This is a genomic window from Pseudomonas sp. AFG_SD02_1510_Pfu_092 (genome assembly GCF_003331055.1).
In the GTDB taxonomy this organism is placed as follows: domain Bacteria; phylum Pseudomonadota; class Gammaproteobacteria; order Pseudomonadales; family Pseudomonadaceae; genus Aquipseudomonas.
In genome coordinates this window covers 74,749-99,360 of the sequence record NZ_PUQD01000006.1, presented here as the reverse complement: position 1 = coordinate 99,360, position 24,612 = coordinate 74,749, and the positions used below count along the sequence as shown (strand labels likewise).

Here is a 24,612-nt window from a genome sequence, read left to right as displayed (position 1 = left end):
GGGATGCGAATGAAGGTGACAAAAGACCTCGAGGAACTCATCAAGCGAATCCGTCTCGACCCGGCGGAGATCGTCGAACGCTTTCGCTTCCTCGAATGGAGCACCGACGATGCCGAGCGACTGGCCGCAGCTGCGCCGTGCATGGCCACGGCGCAGCAGGCCTTCGTCGATCGCCTGTACCGTCATCTTGCGCAGTTCGCCACGCCGTCGGCGCTGCTGCGCACGCCGGAAGTCACCGCCCGCCTGAAACAGAGCCAGGCTGAGTATTACCAGTGTCTGTGGGGCGGCCCCTACGACGAAACCTACGTCAACGGCCGCCTGCGCATCGGGGTGATCCACCAGCAGATCGGCCTGGAGCTGAAGTGGTACCTCGGCAGCTATCGCCTGTACCTCGAAGCCATGCTGGAAAGCGTGTTTGGCGACAGCACGGCAGCCACGCTTTATTCAAGCCTGTTGAAGGCCGTGTTCTTCGACATGACGCTGGCCATCGATACCTACAGTGCGGCCCAGCACAAGGCGCTGGAGGACAGCGAGGCGCGCTTCGCCCGTGCGCTGCGCGGGGCCAACGACGGGCTGTGGGACTGGCATGTCGACCAGGATCGGCTTTACGTTTCGGAGCGCTGGGCAAGCATGCTCGGCCTCAGCCGCGACAGCATCGGCGAGAGCAGTTCCAGTTGGTTCCTGCGCGTGCACCCGGACGACCTGCCGGACTTTCGCCATGCCATCGACGCCCATCTGCAAGGGCTGACATCCTCCGTTCACCATGAATACCGCATCCGCAAGAACAACGGTGACTACCTCTGGGTGCTGGCGCGAGGGGTCGCTGAGGTGACCACACCTGGCGAGCTGCGCATGGCCGGTTCGCAGACCGATATCAGTGCGCGCAAGGATGCCGAGCAACGCCTTAAACATACCGCCCAGCATGACCCGTTGACCGGCCTGGCCAACCGCATCCGGCTCGATGAGCAGATGCAGAAAACCATCATGAAGCCGCGCCAGGGCGGTGACTACGAGGCGCTGCTGTTCATCGACCTGGACCGCTTCAAGCTGATCAACGACAGCCTCGGCCACAACGTCGGTGATCGGGTGCTGGTGGAAGTGGCCTTGCGCCTGAAGGACTCGCTGCGCCCCACCGATCAGCTGTTCCGCTTCGGCGGCGACGAATTCATCGTCCTGCTGCATGATTTGACCTGCGACCGCGACGCCGAGCAGGTTTCCCAGCGCATCCTCGACAACCTCCATCGGCCGCTGCAGGTAGACGGTCGCACCCTGGTGGTCAGTGCCAGCATCGGCATCGCGCCATTGCATGACCATGGCAAAGCCCTGGATGTTCTGCAGGCCGCCGACCTTGCCCTTTACCGGGCCAAGTCTGCCGGCAAGGCGCGGTTCGCCCATTACGACGAAACCCTGCAGGACACCGCACAGCAGCATCTGGAACTGGAGTCGGCGCTAGGCCAGGCCTTGCAACGCAACGAATTCGAACTGTATTACCAACCGATCTATCGCCTTGCGCAAGGTACGCCGCAGGTGACCGGGGTCGAAGCCCTGCTGCGCTGGCGCCATGGCGAACGGCTGATCTCGCCACTGGAGTTCATCCCGGCGCTGGAAGAATCGGGGGAGATCATTCGCGTCGGCGAATGGGTACTGCGCCAGGCCTGCCAGCAGACCCGGCTGTGGCAACTGGCCGGGCATGAGCGCCTGCGCTGCTCGGTGAACATTTCCAGTACCCAGCTGCAACAAGCCGATTTCACCCTTCGGCTGATCGACATCCTGCAGGAAAGCGGCCTGCCGCCAGCCAGCCTGATCCTGGAAATCACCGAAAGCCAGATGATGCATGACGACATGGACACCCTGGCCTGCCTGCATGAATTGTCCAGCCTGGGCGTGTTGCTGGCGCTGGACGATTTCGGCACGGGTTACTCCTCGCTTGGCTACCTCACGCGCTTTCCGCTGCACATCCTCAAACTGGACAAAAGCTTCGTCAACGGCGTGCCGTGCGATAACAAACAGCGCGCGATCAGCCAGGCGATCATTGGCCTGGGCCGCAGCCTTGGCCTGGAGGTCGTGGCCGAAGGCATCGAGACGCCGACGCAACTGGAATTCGTCATGGGCGAAGGCTGCCATTACGCCCAGGGCTACTGGTTCAGCCGGCCGCAACCCGCCGCCCGAATACACCCTCTGCTCAGCGCGGAACACTGTTTCGAAGGGAGCGCAGTGGCCCAATGGGTGCCCTTCAGCTCAGGAGAAAAACAATGAAAATCAATCTTCCGGTCAGTGGTCGTGCAGTCGAGTTCAGTGCCAATGCGAACATTCTTTCAACGACCGACCCCAAGGGCGCCATTACCTACGTCAACCCGGACTTCATCAACATCAGCGGCTTCAGTGAGAGCGAGTTGCTTGGCGTCAACCACAATATCGTGCGTCACCCGGACATGCCGCCGGAGGCCTTCGCGCACCTGTGGCAGACACTCAAGGCCGGGCGCTCGTGGATGGGGTTGGTAAAGAATCGCTGCAAGAATGGTGACCACTACTGGGTCAGCGCCTACGTCACGCCGATGCAGCGCAATGGCGAAACCGTAGAATACCAATCGGTCCGCACGCTGCCGGCGAAAGCCCTGGTGGATGTTGCCGAACAGCTCTATACGCAGCTGCGCAGTGGTAAAAAGGCCCGCTGCCTGCGCCTGTCACGGCTGCCTGTCGGCATGCGCCTGGCGCTGCTCGGCAGCGGCATCAACCTGCTGGGCTTCACTGCCTTGGTCCTGCTGGGCGCGTTACCCTGGGGCCATGCCGCGCTCGGCACGCTGTTACTGAGCGTGTCGCTCGGCGCTGTGTTGCGCTACAACCTGCGCCCGCTCGACGCCCTTGCCCGCAAAGCCGCGAACATCGCCGACAACCCACTGAGCCAGATACTTTACAGCGGCCGCCGCGATCAGTTCGGCCAGGTCGATTTCGCCCTGCAGATGCTCGAAGCCGAAACCCGGGCAATCGTCGGGCGCATTGCCGACTCGTCCCGCCAGTTGAGCCAGGAAGCCGAAGCGCTGGTCGCTGCGGTGGACAGCAACAATGACGCGGCCCTGCGCCAGCAGGGGGACACCGCCCAGGTGGCCAGCGCGGTAAGCCAGATGGCCAGCAGCGTGCAGGAAGTGGCGCGCAACGCGCAGCTCACCGCCAGCGCGGCGAACCTGGCCAATCAGGCGTCGGACCGCGGCCAGCAACTGGTCGAACAAACCCGCCAGCACATCGATAGCCTCGCCAGCGAGGTGCAACAGACCAGCGCGGTGATTCATCAGCTGGAACAGCACGGCAATGAAATCGACCGGGTCCTCGAGGTCATTCAAAGCATCGCCGAACAGACCAACTTGCTCGCCCTCAACGCCGCCATCGAGGCGGCTCGCGCCGGCGAGGCCGGCCGGGGTTTCGCCGTGGTCGCCGACGAGGTGCGCGGGCTGGCTTCGCGCACCCAGCAATCGACCGCGCACATCCAGGGCACCATCGACACCTTGCGCCGCTCCACGGGTGATGCCGTGCTTGCGATGCAGCGCAGCCACAGCCAGGCCGAGGTCAGTGTCGAACAGGCGCAGCTGGCCGCCCGGGCGCTGGACGGGATCACCCAGCGCGTCGACGAGATCAGCGGCATGAGCGTGCAGATCGCAGCGGCAGTGGAACAGCAAAGCGCGGTGGGTGACAGCATCCAGTGCAGCCTGGCGGATATCAGCCAGACCACTCACAAAAGTGTGCAGGCCAGCAGCCAGAGCCGCAGCACGGCGGCGCATGTCGCCAGCCAGGCCGAACGCTTGCAACTGCTGTCGGCGCAACTTTGGGGGCGGCAATGCAGTGAGTGAGGGGGACGTGCGGGCGGGTGATTGCTGGCGATCAGCTCACGGGGCCATCATCACGCAGTCTCATTTTTTCGAAGCGAACGGTCTCCAGCGTCCAGCTCGCCGCATGCACGACTTTCAGGCACCAACCGAATGTCCACCCGACGATTTTCTGCTCGCCCTACCAAGGTATCGTTGCTGTTAACCGGTTGACTGGCAGCAACACCTTGAACGGCAAAGCAACTGTCCGGAATATCGCCCATGCGTTGCATCCAGTCGCGAACAGCAGAAGCACGGGCACGAGAAAGCTCGAGATTCTTGACGGCATCCCCTTGCGAATCCGCATGTCCGGAAATAACGATCAGCCAGCCAGGCTGGGCTTTGATACCAACCAGAGCATTGATCAATAGTTTGGTTGAGCCGGGCTTAAGGTCGGCACTGCCCGGATCGAACAGGTTCAGGCTGTCGAGCTGGACTGGCTCGGGCGTCAAAGAGTCGTGGGTTTGTCTTGATTCCCACGCTTGCCATCCCAACCATCCTGTGAAAGCGATCGTGACCAGTAACGTCAGCAGCCACGGTAATACAGCACGCTTCTGCAGCGAAGGCCGGACTACAAATCTGTAAGTAGAAAGCGGAGCCGCTACAGCGGCAAATCGAGGAGTGACAGATGGCTCAGTTGCCGTCGTCCCTGACTGCAGCGCAAGCGGCATCGATACAGCACAGCCTCCGGTCATTCGTTGCAGGGCACTGGTGATCTGATTCCGGAAGACCTGAAGTGAATACACTGGCGCATGACCCAAGCGCTGCTCAAGACGGTTCAACTCGACAATCAGTTCGCTCAGCGCCGCCGAACTTGACCTGCCCCACTCCACCATACGAACCATTGGATGCAACTGAGTAAACAACCATGCGATGAGATCGATGCGAGCTGACGCCTGCACTGGCCATACGCGCGACCACTCTTCGGTGAGTGACGAAAGCAGTGCCAACCCTTCCGTCAAGCCCGCCAGCCCGGTGCGGTAGCTACGCGCGAGTACGAACGCGACAGCGGTCTGCAGCTCAACCCCGTTCTGCTCGAAAAGTCGCAAGGACAGTCCCTCAATGCTTGCCCAGTCCACATCTGGGCAGGCTGGGTGATTGAGCTTCGCCAACTCATCGAGCAACATCCTGTATTCATCAAAGTTGCCCGGATTCCCACCCAAGCGAACACGCATTTCAAAACGCGCCGTCATCTGGCCCCCTGTTAGTTCTATTGCATGGGAAGGTAGCGTTCCTGCTTGAGGTGTCGCACCACTACCCTGCCGTCAATGCCAAGCGTGGTTCCAAAAGACGCCTTGCCGCCGCCCTTGATGAGCACGTCAAGGGCGTATTCAAGGTGCCCAGGACGAGACTGAGGTAACAGCTGAACGCTCACCTGGGCCAGCCGTGGCTCATAGCGGCGCAACGTTCGTGCGATGTCGTTCATCAAGCCATGGGCTGAAGCCGGTAGCCCTTGCAGCACCGTGCCCATGTCCGGCAAGCCATAGTCGGGCAGATGCGAGAGTGAACCTGCTCGGCTATTGAGAATGCGCTGAATGTTGTCCAGCACCGAGAGGGTCAGCCGGTCATCTTCATTCACCTGGTCCAGCGCTAGCTCACCGCGGAAGTTCTGCAACAGGATTTCGTAAAGAGAAGGGCTGGCTTCAGGCATGCGTCAGCCCTCCACGCGCTGTCGGAGCGTCAATCGGTTATTGCCCAATTCGAGCACTCTGGCCTGATCCGGTTCGAGGTCATCCCGCTGCAAGACAACGCGCCACGTATTTTCGATAACGTCTGGACTTCGGAACAGAGCAACCACCGCAACGTACCGAGCGTCGCTTTGCAGGGGGGTACTCAGCTGCGCCGCCTCACCGGGCTTGATCACCACCACGCGTTCATCGAGCAGGTCATCGCGAAGCACACGCTCCCCCTGGCTTAGCAGATCGTCATAGCGGGCGTTCTCCAACACCTTGTTGTCCTTCAACTGGTAGACCCGCACCAGCACTGGCACCGACAATCCGCTCATCTCTGCGTCATCGGTATTTATCGCTGACCGGCCGTTGAGATCCAGATGAAGCGTTTTGACTTGCTTGTAGAAGATCGCCTGGGCAGTAGACGCCGTACCGTCTGCCACCGTTTGTGCAAGGCCACACCCACTCAGAACAGTAATCAGCGTTGATGCCATGAAGCAGTTAAAAACGGTACGCCACATGCTGTACCTCCTTCCTGCAAGGGTTCGGCTGCAGACCTTGATATCGGCCCAGGTTGATCGTGATCGTGTCGTCTTGGGGCGATGCGAGCACGCCCTCCGCCCGCCTCAGTACAGCGGTCATGCCAAGCATTGACCGAGTGCGTCCTAGTACAGGAGCCGGCACCATCTCGCGTGGAATCGAGAGCTGCAGCAGCGCTGTGCAACGCCACCCCAGGTACACCTCAAGCAACACCCGCAAATCGGCTATCAGCTGGCCACCCGGAAGCCACTCACGCGCTTCATCTTCGTCCTCGGTATACAGCCGCAGGCGCAGTTGGCTGTTCGCGTCGTGCCCGACAGCACCCAATGGCATGCCCTGTCCCAACCTCACCGGACGCTCGGGTGCAAGGCTGGCAGGTTGCTCAAGCACAACTCTCTGCGGCCAATGTCCGGTCACGTGCGTATCCGTATGCGGTGCCAGCAACTTCACCAAGGCACCGATCCCCTCCGCGTTGCGCGTGGGCAGGCGCATCACACTGAGCAGAGCCAGAAAACGTGACATCGGTGTGGCGATGCGCTCTGCCGTACCGGGAATGCCCAGCCCTATCAAGCCCAACAGACACTGTGAAGTGGCATCGCGTCCGCCCGGCTCGAACGTTGCCGGGTAGGAGTACTTGCGCCAGATCCGGTAGAACTGGGTGAATAACCGATGGTTGAAGATATCGAGGAAGTGCTCCAGCGCCTCATGGCCTTCGCGTCGCTGGGCGATATCATCCAGATAGCCCGTGGGCAAGGGAGAGTCGACGCCATACAAACCCAGCAGCCGGGTTCGCACTGTCAGCGGTCGGTGTGGAGCAGACTCGTCGATTTCAATGGCCTTCAACTCGCCTGCTGGAAATCCCATACCAGGGTCTGGCCGGAACCTCACCCGGTCATCGCCGGGATGTGCAGTGCTGCCCAACGGTGGTTGTTCAGCCAACACCTGCTCCAGCACCTGGCAGAAGCGGTAGACGTTAGCGGTTGATACCTGTTCAGCCAGCACGTGCAGAATGCCTTCGGCCTTTAACCGGGAATACGCTGACTGTGATGTTCGTTCCATCGCAGGCACCTCCCTGTCGGTTGCAGAATCATCGTCAGTTGAGTGCACAAATGAATGTCCGCATACAGCGCGAAGAACCGACTGAGCATTTCACCAAATAGGCAGATGTCCCCCTCGCCTGAAAAGCCGTTGCCATCGACCGTCACCTCGATATCCACACCTCGCAGCAAGAAGCCTTTTTCGAAGCGCTGAATCAGGTGATGCTTGACGTCGACAATGGCCTCCAGACGGCGGCGGTTGGTTTCGCTGCCCGTCCACTCGTACAAGGCCAACGTGCCACGCAGTACTTCAGCACTGTTGAGCATCGGTAGAAAATTCGATCCCAGGTGACTGAGTACTCGCCAGTGAAAACGGTCGCGATTGGGTGGGTAGCACGGTAGTGTCGGCGCGGTCAGGTTGCGGATTCGCAAACCTGCCTGGGTGGATTGCGCCGCAGCATCGAGCAACGTACTGCGCAATGCTTTGCGCGGCAGCTGGCCATTGGTACCAGTCAGGCGCAATGACAGGCTTTTGCGGTTGAGCAATACATCGTTGTCAAAGCCCTCCCCGCCAAGAATCAGCCAGGTGTCATGCAAACCATTGGCGCCGCGCCTCAAGCGGGTATGGAAGTAGCGCTCGGGGGCCTCATCGCGGAGCATCCCCCCTTTGTGGCGAAAGCTGCTGAAAGGCACATAGTCCTGACGCACGCTGTCCTTCGTTCCAGAAACCTTGTCTACCGAGTAGATCTCTGTATGGCCGTCCTGCAAGCGCATTGGGCGAAGCAGGTATTCATTCTGCAACGGGTCCAGGGTGAGCGGGTCCGCCTCCAGTGCAAACAGGTTGATCACGGGAACCGCGTGCAGACGAATGTGCTCTTGTGTGGGCGTGAACGTATGCGACCAAGTCTCACTGAGCACGACTTCAAGCTCGAACCATGGGGCGTCTGGGGGCAACGCGAGCGAATCGAGGCCACAGAGCGTGACGAACATGAATTTCTCACGGAATGTGAAGTACTCCAGCAACAGCTGATAACCACTGAAAGCGCTGTCGCCCTTAGGCCAAAGGCGATCATCGTCGGCAAAACCCTTTGGCTTGAAATGCCCCGCAAATGCCTTGCGCTGCGCCGCGCCTGGCAAGCGCACATGCAGCGCCTGCACGTTCAATGTCAGCGCCTGGTGCAGCACACTGGCAAGCGCCGCGTCGGCATTCAGATACAACGGGATATGCGCGAGGTCGAGTTGATCCCAGTTGGCCAGTGCTCCGCGCGCGAAGCGCAGGCGCAGAACTGCACATCCATCTGGCTCATGGTCAAGTCGCACGGTTTCCAGATTGAGCGGCCGTAGCGTCAAACCCTGCGTGGTCGAGTAGCGGCAGCGGGTACGGTGTTGCCCCACCGGCTGTGACAGCACTTGAAAGTCTCTTGCAACCGCCTCGCAGCCTTTCATCTGACTGACATCTGGCATCAGTTCGACGATGGCCAGTGACGGGATGGTGCGCAAGTAGTGGGGCCATAACAGGCTAACCAGCCCCTCCGTCAGCTCGGGCAGGTCGTCGTCCAATTTCTCGCGCAAACGCCCCATCAGGAACGCAAAACCTTCGAACAAGCGCTCCACAAAGGGGTCTTCAGCGCCGGGTTTATCCAGGTTGAGCTGCGCCGCACGGTCCGGAAAAGCCTGGGCAAACTCCTTGCCCGCTTCGCGCAGGTAGCGCATTTCAGCATCGAAGTAACGCAGGGTTAGGTTGTCCGTAGTCAAAACAGATTCCTGATCAAAGTGAATTAGCTGCACAGCACTGCAGCACGTACCGGGTCAATGGATACGAGTGCTGCCAGCTGCTGTTCCATTTGCCGCGCCAACGCAGGCCGGTCAGCGTCGTTGCGCTGGGCCTTCAAACGCAGCAGCTTGAGTAAGCGCGCCTTGACCTCGAAGAGCAGGTCAGGCTCCCAATCGGCAAAGGTGTGGCGTTGCGCGGCAGCGTCCAGCTCAGTGAACAAATGAATGGCCAGCTCGGCCTTGCCGCACTGCTCGGCCACTCGCGCCATCAGCAAACGCAGTAACCAACGCTGTCGCCCGGTCTGCACATCGGGCCGGCTCGCCAGCCAGGCCAGCGCCTGTTCCACACCGTCAGCATCCGCTTGCGCCAGTGCCTCGGGTTCCAAGGCGAGTATTTCGCATGCGGCCGCCGACGGTGCGGGGGCCGCTGCGGGCAGCCATTGCTCTGGGCGGTTACCGCTGACCTGCTGGTTGATCCACTCACGCGTGGGTTCATCAGCGAATGACGAGCCATCGCTCCAACACAGCAGCTCCACGCCCGGCAGACGGTGCAGCAGCATGGCCAGATCGTGTTTGACGATATCCGCCCAGCTTTTGTAGGGATCAGCCGATTTGCTCAAGGCCTGATGGAGGTACCATTGCAAATCCAACCAGAAGTGATTGACGCCTTCGGCATACATCTGCTCGACCTGATCAATCAACTCGCTCCAGCTTTGCTGCAGGTGCAAGCGCTTGAGCTGAGCGCGATATTCGCCGCGTGGCGGCGCCAGGCGGGTAATCCCCTGGGCATTTTGCGGCGGTACCTGATGCACGGTGTCCCAACGTAGGCTCTTCATCAGCCGATGCGCCGCCAACCACCCTTCGGGCTGATCACGTAGATAGCTGGCTAGCCCTCGACCACTGTCCAGCAGATCTCGACCGGACGTTATGCGTGTCGGGCTTGGGCCAGCCGCCCAACTGTCTCCAGGTGAATCACTCCCAGTCTGCGGGACGATTGCATCAACACCTCCCGACACAGCGAGTCGAGTGCTGAGGGCGCCATACAAGGCGTCCAGTCGTGGTTTTTGGTCTTCTGGCCACCGGCTGAAGCCGTGCTCCAACCACACCAACGCAGCCACCGTTCGCTCGGTTTCAGCCTTGACCACTTGAGGGTACAGCGACAGGCTTCCCAGGACCCTGCTGCCGGCAAGCCACTCCAAGGCCATCTTGCGGCTATTGGGACGCACCGGCAGGATGTCGTAGGCATAGCGTTCCATCAGCGCAGCCAGCAAACTCAGGCCATCTGCCAAACCGGCCTCACCGTCCCGGTGCAAGCGAGCCCACAGGTAGTAGGTGGCAACGCGAAGGTCTTTGCAGGACTGCTGGAGCAGCTTCTGCGCCAGTTGCGCCACAAGGTCCACATCCGCTCCGGAGAGTTTGTTGACCTCTTCGCGCATGCGCTGGAAATCATCGTCGTAGCCCGGATCCTCTCCCACCGGTGCACCACCGCTGATGGGTGTTAGCCAAGGCTCCCAGGATTCGCTGTGTTTGCGGGCTATGACCAGTGGCTCGCTGGCGGGCAAACAGCTTTCGACCAGGCTTTTCAGGCTCATTCGAAGCCCCCATTCCGCGTGTACTGCGGGGTAGCCCGGCCCTCTACCAAAAAGATCTCTCGCGGCAAGCTGAACCCGCGCAACTTGAGCAGTGCCAACGGGCCTTCGCCCAACTCAGTGCGCAAGTGCCAGGTCAGGCCCAGGCCATCCGGCGCACTCAGCACGACCCTAAAGCGACTGTCGCCATCGTCCAGCGCCGTGGCATCGGCCTGCTCCAGCAGACGAATCAGCCCCCAGGTGCCCTGGTAGTCCGCAAACAGACGTTCGCCGGTGTGAACGCTGCTCCACGTCAGGCTGATGCCCGGATGGTCACCCTGCCCAGGCCAGCGAAAGCGTTGCCAGCTTTCTCGCTGGTTGAAGTAATGGTGCTTTTCACCGTTGAGCACGAAGGTGGTCTGCACCACATCACGCACAGGTTTGCCTTGCAGCTCGAAGCTCAAGCCCATGCCGCCATCGGTGTACAGCACATCGGCCAGCTGACTGAGCTGATTGATCGCTGTCAGAAAGTCCGGGTTGAAACGTAGCCCCTGACCTTGCCGCGAGTCTGCTACCCAGCGGCTGCCCTCCTTGCGCAGAAGCCCTGTGAGCTGCTGTGCTAGAAACTGCTCGATCCGCCCGGAGTCGGCTCGGATCATCTGTCCCAGCATGGGCAAGGAAGCGTCACTGCTGGTGGCGGCGAAGGGATACCGGCCGCTGAAAGCGCCCTGCCACTCATCGACGATCGCGCGCTGCCACGCCCTGTTGAGGCCTGCCGACGACGGCTGCAAAATCTGTTGCCAGGCCTGATCCAGCGGCTGCACGAACAGTGTGTTGGCCGCTGGACCCCAGTCGGCGCCCAGGCTGGCGGCGATCAGGTTGCCATAGGCCTGGGTGTCGGTCAGGTCCGCGCCCTTGCCTTGGAATACCGTCTGCGCCAGTGCCTGGATCATTGCCTCTGGATCAGGTGCATTAACCACCTGCTGCAGCTTCAAGCGCACGGCGGTGACCCGCGTGAGGAAGGTTTGCAGGCTCAGACGGTCATCACCCGCTCGGCCTTCAGCCTCCTTTCCCAGAAGCGACAGCAAGGGGCCGAAGGTACTGTCGAGCGGGCCGCTGGGTGTTTGGGGAAGTTGATCGACTATCGGCGCTGCTTTTTGCCCTACCAACTTCTGCGCTGATTCGATCAGGGAATCGGCCAGGGCCTGGCCACGAACGCCGGCCTGACCCTGGTAACTCAACGTGTTCATCAGGGCAATCAATGGCGACTGGCGCACATCACTCATCAGCGTCAATTGTGCAATCACATCGCTCAGGCCATGGCTCTGCCGCCAGCGCAGGCTGTTGAGGAAGCCCAGCCAGGCACTGCTGTAATCCTGGAAGTAGCGGGTGGTCAGCCGCTCCCTGAGTTGCTCGGGGCTCAGCGCCTTGGCGATGTCGTTAGGGTGGTCGCTGAGTACCCAGTCGATCTCTTCGCGCCGCGCCTGCGCCGCGTCTTCAATGGCTGCGCGGACCTGCCCTTCCCAGGCTTGACGGGTGAATACACCTGGGACCTGTTCAGCACTTGTGAACAAGGCGCTTGCATCAGTGTCGCCGACCATCTGCTGCAAGCCCAACGCAGGGTAATGGTTCGCCGCGTTGTCGAGGACCTGCTGGTACAGGCTGCTTTCAGCATTTCGTTGCCCCAGCTCGCGCAGCAGCACCTGGCGCGTTTGGGCGATCAACCTGAGGTCGGCCTTGATCGCCCAGTCAGGGTGCTCGGGCAGATGCTCGCCGTAGAACGTCCACAATGCCGGTTCGGCTGCGCCCAGGGTCTGAGCCAGGAACGCGGCATCGGCCTTCTCCGGGCGCGCCAGCATCAGATAGGCTTTGAGGTAGTCGTACGTCTGCTGTGCCTGCTTGGCGCGCTGAGGGCTCACCGGAGGCAAGTTGACCAACGCTTTGAGCCGTTTTTCCAGCTCAGCGACGGCTGGGTTACGGAGCTGCTGGTTATTGGCCTGCGTATAGAGCGGCCACACCGCTTCACGCAGCTCGTGCGACCGGTTCAGGCCAAAGCGCTGGTACCACGGTGCGCCGTGTTCTGATCGGTAGTCCAGGCGGGAGAGTTCACGTACCAGCTCGCCCAGTGCCTGTTTGGTGTCGGTGCCTGCTACGGGCTGCTGCAACGCGCTGTACGCCGCCGCGATCTGACCGACCTCGGCACGGTTGCTGGCAAAGGACAACAACAAGCCGATGCCCCAGATGGAGGCCAGGCCCAGTGCAGAAACGTAGGCGACTCTGGCGGGGTGCCAGCCCAGTCGTCGGGCTCGTGCGGACCGGTCGCTGAGGATCCCTGACCAGGCAGGGTCTTCGGGCCAGTGATGATCGATTACCGGCGCAGATCCAGACCTATGAACTGGCAAGCTGAACCACACGCCACGGATCTGGATGCCACGTGTGGCCCTTCCTGAAAGGGACTCAATCAGGCGATACCATCGAGCAGCACCGTCAACCTGGAGGTCACGCGCAAGCCGCAGAAGAAAGTCGTGCGCTATCTGGACCTGCATCTGCGCCAAACCCTGTTCGCGCAGCGGCTGTTGCAAGTTACGCAGACGCTCAGCTAACTGGTCTGGAGAAAATCGCGATGGCAATAGGCAGCCTACCGCCCGCACGTCGCGGGCTGGCTGTGACCATTCGCTCTGGCAGATCTGCCATACATGGACGGGTACCTTCCAACCTGAGAGCCGGGCAAGTCCCTGCAACCGATTGAAAGCAAAGCCCAAAGACTCGCTATCGCTACATTGAGCTTTGTTCACCACCCAGAGAGTGCCATGCAGCCCTCCTCTGTGGCCTAGCGTGCACCATTGCTCTATCAACGTTTGATCAAGAGCGGTCTGTACACTGCCACCCCAGAGCAGAACCGTATCCTTTCCCGTCAACCACAGCTGATGCGTCAGACCGGGCGCGACCGCTTCGACTTCGGCCGGCTCACCTATGACTACATACAACCGGACCCGACGCCGCCAGAATTGACCATGATGCTCACGCAAATGCTGCTGGATTTGCGCACTCATATCTGGAGGCCCAGTTTCGACCTTCAGATCAGACGATTGCACCCAGGGACGATGCACAAGGCCTCGGATACCGTGCAGCACTGCCTGCCATACGAGCACCGCGGTCACGAAAAGCAGTCCCCAAAAGATCAGACCTTTGAAAATATGGTCCATGAGTGAAGCCCGACTGCTGGGGTGCCCAGCCCAGAACCACCAAGCCGCCCCACAGGCGGTGACAATTAAAGCCATCGTTACAGCGAGTAAAATAACCGTTCGCCAAGCAGATACTTTTTGTGATTCAGCTACCTGATTCATGGGGCCGCACAATTCCAAGGGTCAAGGTGAAATGAGGGTCTGAAGCCAGCCATGCGCAGGGCACGCCATGCTGCTGGACGTACCAAGCGGCAAGGGTCTGCACGACCATAGCTTCCAGTTGTTCCAACGCGCCAAAGTTGGCGTCCTGAGCGTTGGTTTTGGCATCCCAGCCGATTGCGGCCAGATCAGGCACATGAGGCTGAGAAAACGCTATACAGATCTGCGCCGGTGCCTCTAGCAGGCTTTGCTCGACAGCCCGCTCGGCAACAGTCGCCAGATCCTCGTCTGCCTGCGAGAACCACTCGCCACGAAAAAAGGCCACGTCTCCTTCAGCGCCAAGTAGCCATAGCACTGCGGCCTCACCTGCCGGCAAAGAACTTGCACGATCAGGTGGGGAACTCCGACAACCGGCACAGAGCACACGCGCACCATCAGGAGCCCCTTGCATCTGATCGATGATCGCCTCAAGGCTAAGAATCCCATCCCATGTCTGAGGATATTCAGGCAGGTGCACGTCTGGACAGCACTGCGCCATCTGCTCGACGAATGCACGCCATGCTGCCTGCGAGCCATGCCAGTAACAGCTTGATGGAGTCAGGCCCTGATCGGTGTCACGCTGTGCTCCCCACTTCAGTGCGAGCAGCGTTGCCAGTTCTTGCTCGCGCTGCTTCGCGTCGCGTCCAAACACCTGGAGCAAACGAAGCGCCAAGCCTTCACCCGTCTCCCGTGCCACGGGTGACTGTTTCGAAGGGTCCAGCAAGCCATCCAGATCCTCCGGGCTACCGCACGAAGCGCTCAGCAGAACCGACTCGACCAGCGCAGCTTTCTGGCGATGCTGTGCCCACCAAGCCTGCTCTTCCCGCTCCACCGCTTCGCCATAGCACTGGGCGTTGTGGCGGTTGAAGCGGAAATAGAGCACATGAAGCAAGAATGCCAATAAACCAGCGAGCAACAGCCCCCCCACCGCAAAGGCGACAAGGTGCGGTGCAACCAGGGAAGGCGGTAGGACACTTCCAATACCGAGCAATGCCAACAACCCGATTGCTCCTGCAAACCAGCGCGAATAGCGAGGCTCACGTGCCAATGGATAGGGTGCAAACACCGGAAATCTCTTCATGAAGCAGCCAAGGCATCGGGTATGGAACTGACCAGGCTACAGCCGCAAGCACAGCGGTGAGCGTGCAGTGCCACCGGGCAACCATCGATCTCAATGAGGTCACTGCCTTCGGCAATCACCGTCAGCCCATGCAGGTTGCACCGCACAGCGTCCCCCTTGCAGGCAATCGGCTCGCCGTCACACAGATAGTGCCCTTCGAGCACCTCGCCGCCTGCCTCCCGTACGCTGTCACCCTTTCTAATGAACGCGCGCATTACTGTTGCTCCTGTTGGTCAGAGCTTTTGGCAGGACATGACTGCGGCTCCGGCAATTGCAGCGGGGTCTTAATCGGGTACTCGGGGTTGCCGTAGGCGTAGCAGGAGGTGGTGACCTGAATGTCATCACAGGGCAGGAAATGCACGGTGATGCCACAGACTTTCTGATCGGTGTAATCCGGGACGGGGACGACTTTGCTATGTCTGCGCTTCTGCGCGAGGATCTTTTCTCTCCAAGCCTCAAACTTCAGCCGATCTCCAAATCCAGGAAAGTCAATTGTGCTTCCAGCACCCGTTTCCCAGTCAACCCGTACCGTCAGGCCTGGATACCAAGGTGCTGGTGCGACGTAACAGCACCCACCACCTCCGCCTTGATATGGACCAATAATGTCAACGGCTGAACGGCCATCGACACTGAACCGGTTGATCGCCCAATGGGTATGGTTGACGCCATAGATCGCGCTGGCATCAACAGGCCGGGCGAGCATGAGCAGAGACAGGCCGGCATAGATGGCAAGGACAATGCGATTCAACGAAGGCATGACTGCGGCTCCGGCAATTGCAGCGGGATTTTGATCGGGTACTCAGGGCTGCCGTAGGCGTAACAGGAGGTAGTGACCTGAATGTCATCACAGGGCAGGAAATGCACGGTAATGCCGCAGACTCTCTGGTCGGAGTAGTCGGGCACAGGGACAAATTTCTGGTGCCTGCGCTTTTGTGCCTCGATTTGTTGCAACCAGGCGTCATACTTCGCCTCATCGGCAAATCCAGGGAATCCTTTTGTGCCCCCTACTCCGGTTTCCCAATTGACCCGTACCGTCATCCCTGACCGCCACTGCGGTGGAACGGTGTAGCAGCACCCTCCACCGCCGCCTTGGTATGGCCCAATAACGTCAACGGCTGAACGGCCATCGACACTGAACTGGTTGATTGCCCAATGAGTGTGGTTGACCCCATAAATGGTGCTCGCACTGGCTACCGTAACGCCCACAACCATCGCCACAGTGCCGAGAGCAACGTCCAATACATGGCGCCGCATGAACTTGACTGCACGTTTTGCTTTGACTTGCTGCACTCCCCTGTCAGCCAAGCCCATTGCTCACCTCGTTCACCGTAGCGTAATGGGCATCCCAGACTGCAGTGATGCGTTGCTGGCGCTCAGCCCTTTGCTGAGCTTCCTCCACTGGCATCGTCTGAATATGCCCTGAGGTCGCGGCAATGCTGAGCGCAGGCGCTGACTCCCCGTCAGGCTCGACCCTCAACGCCAGATCCCTTCGGTCAGACTCACCGAAAAACACCATGCGTTCGTTGAAGTAACTGCCCCAAGGTTCACGTCCCGCCGACAAACTTACACCTAGGTAGCGATTGTTGAGCAAGGCGTGCAGAAACCAGGCACGCGAGTCATGTACCTGGTCATCGAACAAGGCCCGCAAAAGCCCTTCTGGCTTCTGGCTATTGCGGTGCTCGTCGACACTACCGCGTGAGGCCTCTGTAGTATGGTTGCGCTCACCTGGTGGTGCAGGGAAGAGCTGACTGACTTTTTCACGCCCAGCTGCCTTGAGGCGTTCTCGTTCGGCTCGGGTTTCGGCACTGTTGTGGTAAGTCAACCTTGCAATGGGATTCACTTGCTTCGCTATGCGCAAGAACGTTAGGTAGGGGTCGCTATCAAGGTTTCGATAAATTTTTCCAAACTCTTCAGCAGCTTCACGCAATTGAGTTTGTGCTCTATCGGGATCGAAATCGGGGATGCCAGGTTCCAGCGGCATACTTGGAGCACCTTTGCGCTCGCGGGCTTTTTGCTGCAGGCGACGGGCCTCGACCTTCGCCTGCCGTTGCTCCCGCTCTGCTTCTGCGCGCCTGAGGGCGTCCTCCGTGCCATGCGTATCACTGGCATTACGGTAAAACTGTGTGGTCTTGAGGCTGGCAAAGGCGTAACGATCGATGCGCCATGCAGTGATCCAAGCAAGTTGGACACGAATTGCCTCTTCCAGCGAGACTGCTGCCAGCGAAGGTTGGTATTGTTCAACTTGGTCAAACGAAAGTGAACCTTTTGTAGGTATTAGATTAAGCGTCGCGTGCCGCCAGGCATTGAAACGATCAACCAGCGTCCCAGAAATACTAAATTCTTTCACTACATCAGCACCCATAACTCTCCAGCGCTGATTACTTAGACCTATAGGTAAAGTCTCTTCCGGCACCTTCAGCGGTGCTCCATGGGTCAACGCGTCAGCATACATATCATTCAGCGCGATCTGCGAAAGCAGCAAGCGATCATCCTGAGCAACTGCCTTTCCCTGATCACCACGTGGATATCCCCCTCCTTGATCCGAATGCACTCCGGGATAGATTACCTCCACGCTATTTTTTGGATACTCACCATCCTCCCTGCGGATCGATTCCAACGGAAAACTCAAACGTTGCTCGTGACTCGCAACAATATGCAGACATCTGGCTATTAGTTTCCCTGCCGGCAGTACTTGGCTTCGATCGCCCCAACTCATATGCCCCGTCGCCCCTGGCGAGATATCGGCAAACCCCACCGATACTACAGTATCCAGCAGCCCTAAATATTTCACAGTGACCGGTAGCTTGATGTCATAAAGCGTAAGTGTTGGTTCGGCCTCGCGGCGAGACAACAGCAAGTTCAGCCAGTTGACAAAGGCCCGTGCCGCCGCTGCCCCACGAGAGAATCCATAGACATAGAGTTTGAGCCCGAGCAACTTGGACTTCCCAGACGGGGGCTTTTCATCTAAGACAAGACGCAAGTCCGGCGCAATGGCTTTGAGTTGCTTACGGAACTCTAGATTTCGGTTCTGATCGCCCTTCCACTCACTCACCCCCATCCAGGTACTCATGGCGTTGACAGATTTTTGCAAGTCTGTATTGGTTAACCCGGATAGTCCCAAGGCACGCCGTAGTGCATCAATCAGCATCAGTAACCCCCAATTGATACGCTCTTCACCACGGCGCGCAAAAGCGAGGCCTTCACTGCTGTAATCCAAGTCATCCACTTCCGGAAACGGTGTGCCCACACCCGGTATGTAGTACTTAAAGTACTGACCGCTATCAATACCCGCTGCGTCAGTCAAACTCTGCGCGCGGCCGTGATGGCTAGCACCGTCCACGTGACCGGCGCCGATGCTCGCGCGAAACAGCCGTGCGATATTAGTGGGGTGAGCAACCTTGGACTCGAACAGGTCGTTATTGAGGTTGTTGCCCGTACCGTCGAAAAACAGGCTGATGTGAACAGTCTTGCAACAGGGAGGCGACTGACGGTAACCGGAAGCCAGGCAAAGTAAATCATGATAGCCACGCTCTTGCTCACACTGCTGTAGGATGTTCGCCTGAACCTGCTCCATACGCTGAGGCAACCGGCCCTGCTGAGGGAACTGCGGGGGATAACTAACAGGCGTCTTTCTCTGAGACATGAATTTGGCTCCTGGCTATGCAGTGGTTTCTTGGTAGAAAGTGCGGGATCAATCACTTTGGCGGGCAGCAAGTTGGCCAGCAACATCCCCCCTTTGCCAGTCAGCGAAAGCCATGTCATCCGTCCTTCCCACCATTGCAGGTTCACTTCCCCAAATCTGGCGCAAGTGTTCGAAGGTATAAGCCTCTCGCTGAGCGCTTGTCAGCAGACCGGCCGCGCTGGCAGCCAACATCCCGCTATAGCAACCGCGGAAACGCTGTTCCGCACCCCATTCGCCGGGAAGTTCCGCAGCTAGGCTTGCCATTGCTGCGGTAGCATCGCTGGCACAACAGAGCACGTCGATCTGACTGTCACTGAGTTCAAGTGGCGTGAACGAGTCGTCGATCACTGGACTTTCGGCTGCTCCAAGCAGGTGCTGGGGCAAGCCATCGCGGTCAAGCCAACTCCAGAACAAAGCGGGCTGTAACCATGCTTGGTGCTGTTCGGGCGCCAGTACGTGACTGAACAGCAGGGGAAACAGCCGCGGATCGTAGTAGCGCAGTATGCCCAGGCATCCTCCGTTGAGTGCCTCAATGCAGCGACCAAGGTGCTCTGCGAGCATCGGAAAGGGCCAATCAGATGCCAGGGCCATTAACACTGGCAGGCCTTGGGTGGCGTTCAGCAAACCGAGAAACCATTGCCTCTGCAGTGGCTGCGTCAAATCAACCCGCACCAGCAGGGGGGCCAGATCCTCGGCACCTTCCTCAGGCAGCCCAGTGAACAGGGAGTAGCAATCCAGCGGCGGGTCGACGCTAAGCACACTGGGGCGCATCGGTGACTCGCAACCAGCCTGGTCGATGATCACGTGCAGATAGGTGGTCTGTGCCTCCTCGCACGCGCACAGCAGAAGACTGAGCCACGTGGTGGCCGATTGTGTGCTCATGCCTGTGCCTCCCTGAGTACGAAGCCCTGTGCAGCGGCTTGCGCCCTCTTCAAGCATTCCTTACATACAGCCCCCGGCAACTCAGGCAGTTCGAAGGCCTCACCCGCCGGGGGGTTAAATCGATGTTTGCCCTTGAGACTGATCAGTCCCGGGCTATGAATCTGAATTTCACCTTGATCTGTAATACGGATGTAACCGCCGCCACAGCCGAGCGTAATGCCCTTCTTTGCGGTCAATTGAATGTGCCCCCCCACAGACTGGACAGTAATGTCTTGCTGAGCAATCAGATTGAGCAAGTCGCCATGCGACTCGATTTCCAAGGGGCCTTTGCCGGAGACCAGACGCATACCTTGCAGTTGCGCTAACAACGAGATGCCCTGGCCGGAGTGGGCAAACAGCCGCTTGCCTGCAGTCAAGTTGAGTTCTTCGTCAGTTTGAACACTGAGTGCTTCACCGCTTTTCAAGAGCAAACTTGCCGGCGTCACTGCACCAATACCATCAGGTGCACTAAGAAGAATTGCGGAGCCTTTGAGGTTTTTTGCCTCAGCCTTGAACCGGCTAAACGCCTCGACATCAGGCTGGCGGCTGCGATGGGTCTGAGCAATTTGGCTCCACTGGGCCAGTTGTTGCTTCGCGCTCTCTAACTGGGTGTTGGCGCCGTCCATGGTGAGCACGCCGCCCGCAGCATTAGCCTGTTTGTCAGCACTAATGAATACGCCCTTGCCGCCACGAATCGCCCCCCAAGCATCGGTTCGCAACTCAAAGCCTTCTCCTCGTTTCTGATTGTCCGAATCCACCAAATGTCCCAAGTTGAGCTGGCTCTTGCCACTGTGCTCGGTACTGAGCTTGATGTGCTCCTGCCCACGCGTATCGTCCAGGCGCAACTTGTTGTTCGCCGGGGTTCGAAGCACATTGCGCTTGTAGTTGCGCAGCGTCACGTGGTCGGGATGTTCACTGTCGTGCAAGGCATGGGCGATGTAGGGCCGGTCTGGATCACCTTGCGCGAACGCCACCGCCACTTCAGTACCGCAGATCAACGGCAAATGCAGGCCATGGGTGTCACCGGCGTAGGGGCGTGCCAGACGTAGCCAGACGCTTTCCTCGCCTGCTCGCCAGGTGTCCCGGTCGAACAGGAAATTGACCCGGTAGCGTCCCTCCATATCGATATGGCCATAAGGATCGTTCTTTTGCGTACTGGTGACCCGCGCCGGCACCGTACCGGCAATCTGTGGTTTGCCCAGCAATTTTGGCCGAAATCCTATCGTCTCCGAGTAGGGGATCGCTTCGAACTTGGCTTCCAAGCTCCGGTCGCGTGCTGCCTCGACGGTCAGATGGGTGATGACCACGCCAGGCTCAAAGACCTGCGGCGCCCCGTCAGTGACCGTCAGCACTTGCCCTGGGGCCAGCGTCACGCTGCTGCTGACACCGTTGCAACGGGTCTGGTCGTTGAGAAAGCGTTCATGATTCAGGCGCGCATAGAAGTAGCCGCTTTCGCTGAGCAGGTCTTCATCCCGGTCAATTGCGTCACCCAGCGCGGTATAGGGTTCGCCGTAGTGATAGCCTTCGCCGTAAGTAGTGGTAGCACCCCGGCTGTGATCAACCTCGCCATCCAGGAAGGCGGCTGCGTCCCGGTGGTGATAGGCACGCACATTGATGTGTTGCTCCACCACCTGATGCTGAACTTGCAGCGCCCATACGCCGTCCTGACCATTGCTGGTCAAACCCGACAGGGGGCGATGCGGCAGCTTGATGCCGAACTGGTAGTGCCGTTGATGGTCGTGAAACTCGACCACATCAATGTACAGCCGATCGTTGTGGGTGAAGCGATACCAGATGCCGACTTCCGCCAGCAGACGGCTGATGAAGGCCAGATCGCTCTCGCCGTACTGCATGACCTGTTCACGCTTGGGGTATTCGCGTGCCAGGTCGAACACGAAGTGCTGCCCTTCCAGCTGGTGGCGACTGCGCAGGATGCTTTCGACGATCTCCGGTACCGACTGATGCTGATAGATCCGGTACTGCTTGCCACGTCCGAGCAATGCCAGGTGCGCTTCAAGGGTGACTTGGTAGCGGGCTTCATCCCGGGAGCCGGAGACACGCTTGAAACCCGTGATCACGCCATGCACTGTGCGTGACGCCCCGTCAGGCATTGGAAGCTGAGTGATCAGTTCAGACTTGCCCAGATGGAAGCTGGCATCCTTACCAAGGATCTGCGCCGCCTCGATATCCTGCTCTTGGGAAGTGAACGCAATGGTGTACTTGAATGGCTGGCTTAGCCATTCCTCGCCTTTGAATGACAGTACATCGAGTTCGGCCGTGAGGTCTTCAACTTCTAACTGATAGCGGTTGTGGGTGGAACCCATTATTGGCTTCGCCATGATCAGGTCCTCTCGGTAGCCAGCAGCGCTGGGTCGTGTTCATCCGAAAAGCTCAAACTGATACCAGCGTCTTCGCAGTACCCGAGCGTCACAGCTTGTGTTGGCTGACCGAGGGCTTGGCGCTGCAGCAACTGTTGGCTGAGGACCGGCAGGATCTGCTGGTTGAGCAAGCTATCGATATTGCGAGCGCCGGTATCGGGCAAAAGGCAGGCGGCGACCAGCGCTTCGTAGAGCGAGTCATCAACCTCACATTGCAGGCCGTAATGGCGTAGCAAGCGTTTGGCCACTTGATCAAGCTTGATGGCGACTATGCGCTTGAGTGCATCGCTCCCCAGCGGGCGGAAGATCAAGGTCTGGAAGCGCGCCAACAGCGCAGGCTGGAAGTGCTCGCGCAACACGGGACGCAGTAGTTCGTGCAGTACCGCTTCCCCAATGTCTGGCTGCTGCTCGACACTGCCTTGCAGCAGGTCGCTACCCAGGTTGGAAGTCATCAAGATGACCGTGTTGCGAAAATCGATCTCCCTTCCTTCTCCATCACGCATGAAGCCGCGGTCGAACACCTGATAGAACAGGTTGAGCACGTCACGGTGGGCCTTCTCGACTTCATCCAGCAACACGACGCTGTAGGGGCGCTGGCGAACGGCTTCGGTGAGCACCCCGCCCTGACCGTAGCCCACATAGCCGGGCGGCGAACCTTTGAGTTGGCTGACGGTATGCGCCTCCTGGTACTCCGACATGTTCAGCGTGATCAACGATTTCTCACCACCGAACAGGCTGCTGGCCAATGCATGGGCCGTCTCTGTCTTGCCGATACCACTGGTCCCGACCAGCAGGAACACGCCCATCGGTGCTTTGTCATCAGTGAGGCCCGTTCGGGCGGCACGCAACCGTTGGGCAAGCGCAAGCAGCGCGAGGTCTTGACCAACAACACGCTCGGCCAACTGATCTTCCAGGTTCAACAAGCTGGCATGTTCGTCCTTCAGCAAGCTGCCGAGAGGCACGCCCGTCCAGTCGGCGATCACTTCAGCCACACTGCGTGCGCACACGTCGAGTGACAGCAGTGGCCGACTCCCCTGCACATAGCTGAGTTGATCTTGAAGCCGAGCGCAGACAGTTGTATCGACCTGCTCGGCCTGGCGAGCATTGAGCAGCTGGTGGGTGAGATCGAGCTCTTGTTGGTACTGCAACTCCAACGCGGCTTGCTGACTCTCCAGCTGCACCAGTTGGGCAGTGATCTTCGCCAAGCGAGATTCATCCGAATTACCGGTAAGCTGTGCGTCGTCTTCCAGCGCCATCCGCTCTGCCGTGAAAGCCATCTTCTGCGACTTCAGCTGGACCAGAGCCTGAGGTTCGCAGTCCAAGCTCATGCGAACCCGCGCACAGGCGGTATCAATCAGATCCACCGCTTTGTCCGGTAAACGTCGCCCCGTCAAAAAACGGCGAGACAAGCTAACCGCTGCCTGCACCGCAGCGTCTTGGACATGCACGCCGTGGTAGCTGGCATAACGCGCTTTGAGCCCTCGCAGCATCACACAGGCATTGGCATCATCTGGCTCATCGACCTTGATCATCTGGAAGCGCCGCTCCAGCGCCGCATCGCGCTCGAAGTACTGCTTGTATTCACTCCAGGTGGTGGCAGCGATGGTGCGCAGCTCCCCACGTGCCAAGGCAGGCTTCAACAGATTCGCGGCGTCTGCGCCCCCTGCCTGGTTACCAGCCCCGATCAATGTGTGAGCTTCATCGATGAACAGCAGCACCGGAGTCTCTGACCGCTGAACAGCGTCGATCACATTTTTCAGCCGTTGCTCAAACTCGCCTTTGACCCCGGCGCCCGCCTGGAACAACCCCAGGTCCAGCGTACGGATGCACACCGGTTTCAGGCTATCGGGGACATCGCCGCTGGCGATGCGTAAAGCCAGCCCCTCGACCAGCGCGGTTTTGCCGACACCTGGATCGCCTACCAGAATGGGGTTGTTCTTGCGCCGACGGCTCAGCACATCGATCATCTGACGGATCTCATCGTCGCGGCCGAAGACCGGATCAATCTGCCCTGCTGCAGCCTTGGCAGTAACGTCATGGCTGAACTGATCCAAGATGGCGAGTAGTGCCGAATCACCGCCTGTACCGACCACAGCCTCAGCCTTTCCTGGCACTTCTGGCTTGAACAATGACCTCTGCTCTGATTGATGTTCTTCCGAGTCAAATTCGAGCAGCGTTTTCATTTGCTCCGATTGCATAGGACCGATGCTCAATACAGGCCAAGCGGCTGAACACTTAAGCAGGTTTGGAGCTTCAAATAACGCCCCCAGCAGGTGAACGGATCGCAACTGCTCACAGTCACGATCCAGCGATGCTAACAACCAGGCATTGGTGATCAGCTGCCGCACTTCACCGCTCAGCTGAGGTTTGCTGAGAACGCTGCGCGGCAATGTGTTGAAGTGGTCGAGCAGTCCCCGCCAGATGGCATCCATATCCCACTCGTATCGGCGGGCGATGACCACGAGATCACCCTCGCCTTGTTCAAACAATTTCAACAGCCAGTGTTCAACGGTGATATGACTGTGCCCACGTGCCTGGCAAAGTGAAGCTGCTGCCGTGAGTGCCTGGGTACAATAGGCGTTTAGCCGGCGAAGCAGGCGTGTAGGATCGTGTGCCATACAGGGCATCCTTGTCGTCAATGATCAACATGTCGCCACAAGTGCGAGCGCATCTGACTATCTGA

The 24,612-nt window shown here is 59.2% G+C and carries 17 protein-coding genes; 2 read left to right on the top strand and 15 right to left on the bottom strand.

The window, feature by feature from the left end; all coding sequences use genetic code 11:
- The first annotated feature begins 9 nt into the window (after window positions 1-9).
- Both C6A77_RS04765 and C6A77_RS04760 read left to right on the top strand, forming a co-directional pair.
- On the top strand, window positions 10-2,256 hold the full coding sequence (locus C6A77_RS04765; RefSeq protein ID WP_114168242.1) for an EAL domain-containing protein: 2,247 nt from the start codon (window positions 10-12) through the stop codon (window positions 2,254-2,256).
- Window positions 2,253-3,842 (top strand): PAS domain-containing methyl-accepting chemotaxis protein, encoded by a 1,590-nt coding sequence (locus C6A77_RS04760; protein ID WP_114168241.1) that lies wholly within the window; start codon window positions 2,253-2,255, stop codon window positions 3,840-3,842. Before C6A77_RS04765 ends, C6A77_RS04760 begins: the two co-directional genes overlap by 4 nt.
- 50 nt (window positions 3,843-3,892) lie before the next feature.
- Here the strand turns inward: C6A77_RS04760 and C6A77_RS04755 are convergent, their stop codons facing one another.
- From C6A77_RS04755 to tssH, 15 genes are all read right to left on the bottom strand, one after another.
- Window positions 3,893-5,050 carry an OmpA family protein gene (locus C6A77_RS04755; RefSeq protein ID WP_114168240.1) on the bottom strand — a complete coding sequence of 386 codons (1,158 nt, stop codon included), beginning with the start codon at window positions 5,048-5,050 and terminating at the stop codon, window positions 3,893-3,895.
- A 17-nt stretch (window positions 5,051-5,067) separates the two neighbouring features.
- Window positions 5,068-5,508, bottom strand: coding sequence for a type VI secretion system baseplate subunit TssE (gene tssE, locus C6A77_RS04750; protein WP_114168239.1), 441 nt, complete (start codon window positions 5,506-5,508; stop codon window positions 5,068-5,070).
- A 3-nt stretch (window positions 5,509-5,511) separates the two neighbouring features.
- On the bottom strand, window positions 5,512-6,048 hold the full coding sequence (gene tssJ, locus C6A77_RS04745; RefSeq protein WP_114168238.1) for a type VI secretion system lipoprotein TssJ: 537 nt from the start codon (window positions 6,046-6,048) through the stop codon (window positions 5,512-5,514).
- Window positions 6,029-7,126 (bottom strand): type VI secretion system baseplate subunit TssG, encoded by a 1,098-nt coding sequence (tssG, locus tag C6A77_RS04740; RefSeq protein ID WP_114168237.1) that lies wholly within the window; start codon window positions 7,124-7,126, stop codon window positions 6,029-6,031. The genes tssJ and tssG overlap by 20 nt, the downstream gene beginning before the upstream one ends.
- Window positions 7,090-8,859: a type VI secretion system baseplate subunit TssF gene (gene tssF / locus C6A77_RS04735; protein WP_114168236.1), complete on the bottom strand. Its 1,770-nt coding sequence runs from the start codon at window positions 8,857-8,859 to the stop codon at window positions 7,090-7,092. The genes tssG and tssF overlap by 37 nt, the downstream gene beginning before the upstream one ends.
- Window positions 8,860-8,882: 23 nt before the next feature.
- Complete coding sequence (gene tssA, locus C6A77_RS04730; protein ID WP_114168235.1) at window positions 8,883-10,469, bottom strand: type VI secretion system protein TssA; 1,587 nt, start codon at window positions 10,467-10,469, stop codon at window positions 8,883-8,885.
- Window positions 10,466-13,651: an ImcF-related family protein gene (locus C6A77_RS04725; RefSeq protein ID WP_114168234.1), complete on the bottom strand. Its 3,186-nt coding sequence runs from the start codon at window positions 13,649-13,651 to the stop codon at window positions 10,466-10,468. The genes tssA and C6A77_RS04725 overlap by 4 nt, the downstream gene beginning before the upstream one ends.
- Before the next feature lie 124 nt (window positions 13,652-13,775).
- Window positions 13,776-14,828, bottom strand: a complete 1,053-nt coding sequence (locus tag C6A77_RS04720) for a hypothetical protein (RefSeq protein WP_241507386.1) — start codon at window positions 14,826-14,828, stop codon at window positions 13,776-13,778.
- Window positions 14,829-14,905: 77 nt separating this feature from the next.
- Complete coding sequence (locus C6A77_RS04715; protein WP_114168232.1) at window positions 14,906-15,163, bottom strand: PAAR domain-containing protein; 258 nt, start codon at window positions 15,161-15,163, stop codon at window positions 14,906-14,908.
- Window positions 15,163-15,705 (bottom strand): DUF3304 domain-containing protein, encoded by a 543-nt coding sequence (locus tag C6A77_RS04710; RefSeq protein ID WP_114168231.1) that lies wholly within the window; start codon window positions 15,703-15,705, stop codon window positions 15,163-15,165. The genes C6A77_RS04715 and C6A77_RS04710 overlap by 1 nt, the downstream gene beginning before the upstream one ends.
- Window positions 15,693-16,160 carry a DUF3304 domain-containing protein gene (locus tag C6A77_RS04705; RefSeq protein ID WP_114168268.1) on the bottom strand — a complete coding sequence of 156 codons (468 nt, stop codon included), beginning with the start codon at window positions 16,158-16,160 and terminating at the stop codon, window positions 15,693-15,695. Before C6A77_RS04705 ends, C6A77_RS04710 begins: the two co-directional genes overlap by 13 nt.
- Before the next feature lie 85 nt (window positions 16,161-16,245).
- Window positions 16,246-18,591, bottom strand: a complete 2,346-nt coding sequence (locus tag C6A77_RS04700; protein WP_114168230.1) for a DUF2235 domain-containing protein — start codon at window positions 18,589-18,591, stop codon at window positions 16,246-16,248.
- Window positions 18,592-18,639: 48 nt separating this feature from the next.
- A complete protein-coding gene (locus C6A77_RS04695) occupies window positions 18,640-19,512 on the bottom strand; it encodes a DUF4123 domain-containing protein (RefSeq protein ID WP_114168229.1) in 873 nt (290 codons plus the stop codon).
- A complete protein-coding gene (gene vgrG / locus C6A77_RS04690) occupies window positions 19,509-21,890 on the bottom strand; it encodes a type VI secretion system Vgr family protein (RefSeq protein WP_114168228.1) in 2,382 nt (793 codons plus the stop codon). Before vgrG ends, C6A77_RS04695 begins: the two co-directional genes overlap by 4 nt.
- A gap of 2 nt (window positions 21,891-21,892) precedes the next feature.
- On the bottom strand, window positions 21,893-24,547 hold the full coding sequence (tssH, locus tag C6A77_RS04685; RefSeq protein WP_114168227.1) for a type VI secretion system ATPase TssH: 2,655 nt from the start codon (window positions 24,545-24,547) through the stop codon (window positions 21,893-21,895).
- Between the last annotated feature and the right edge of the window lie 65 nt (window positions 24,548-24,612).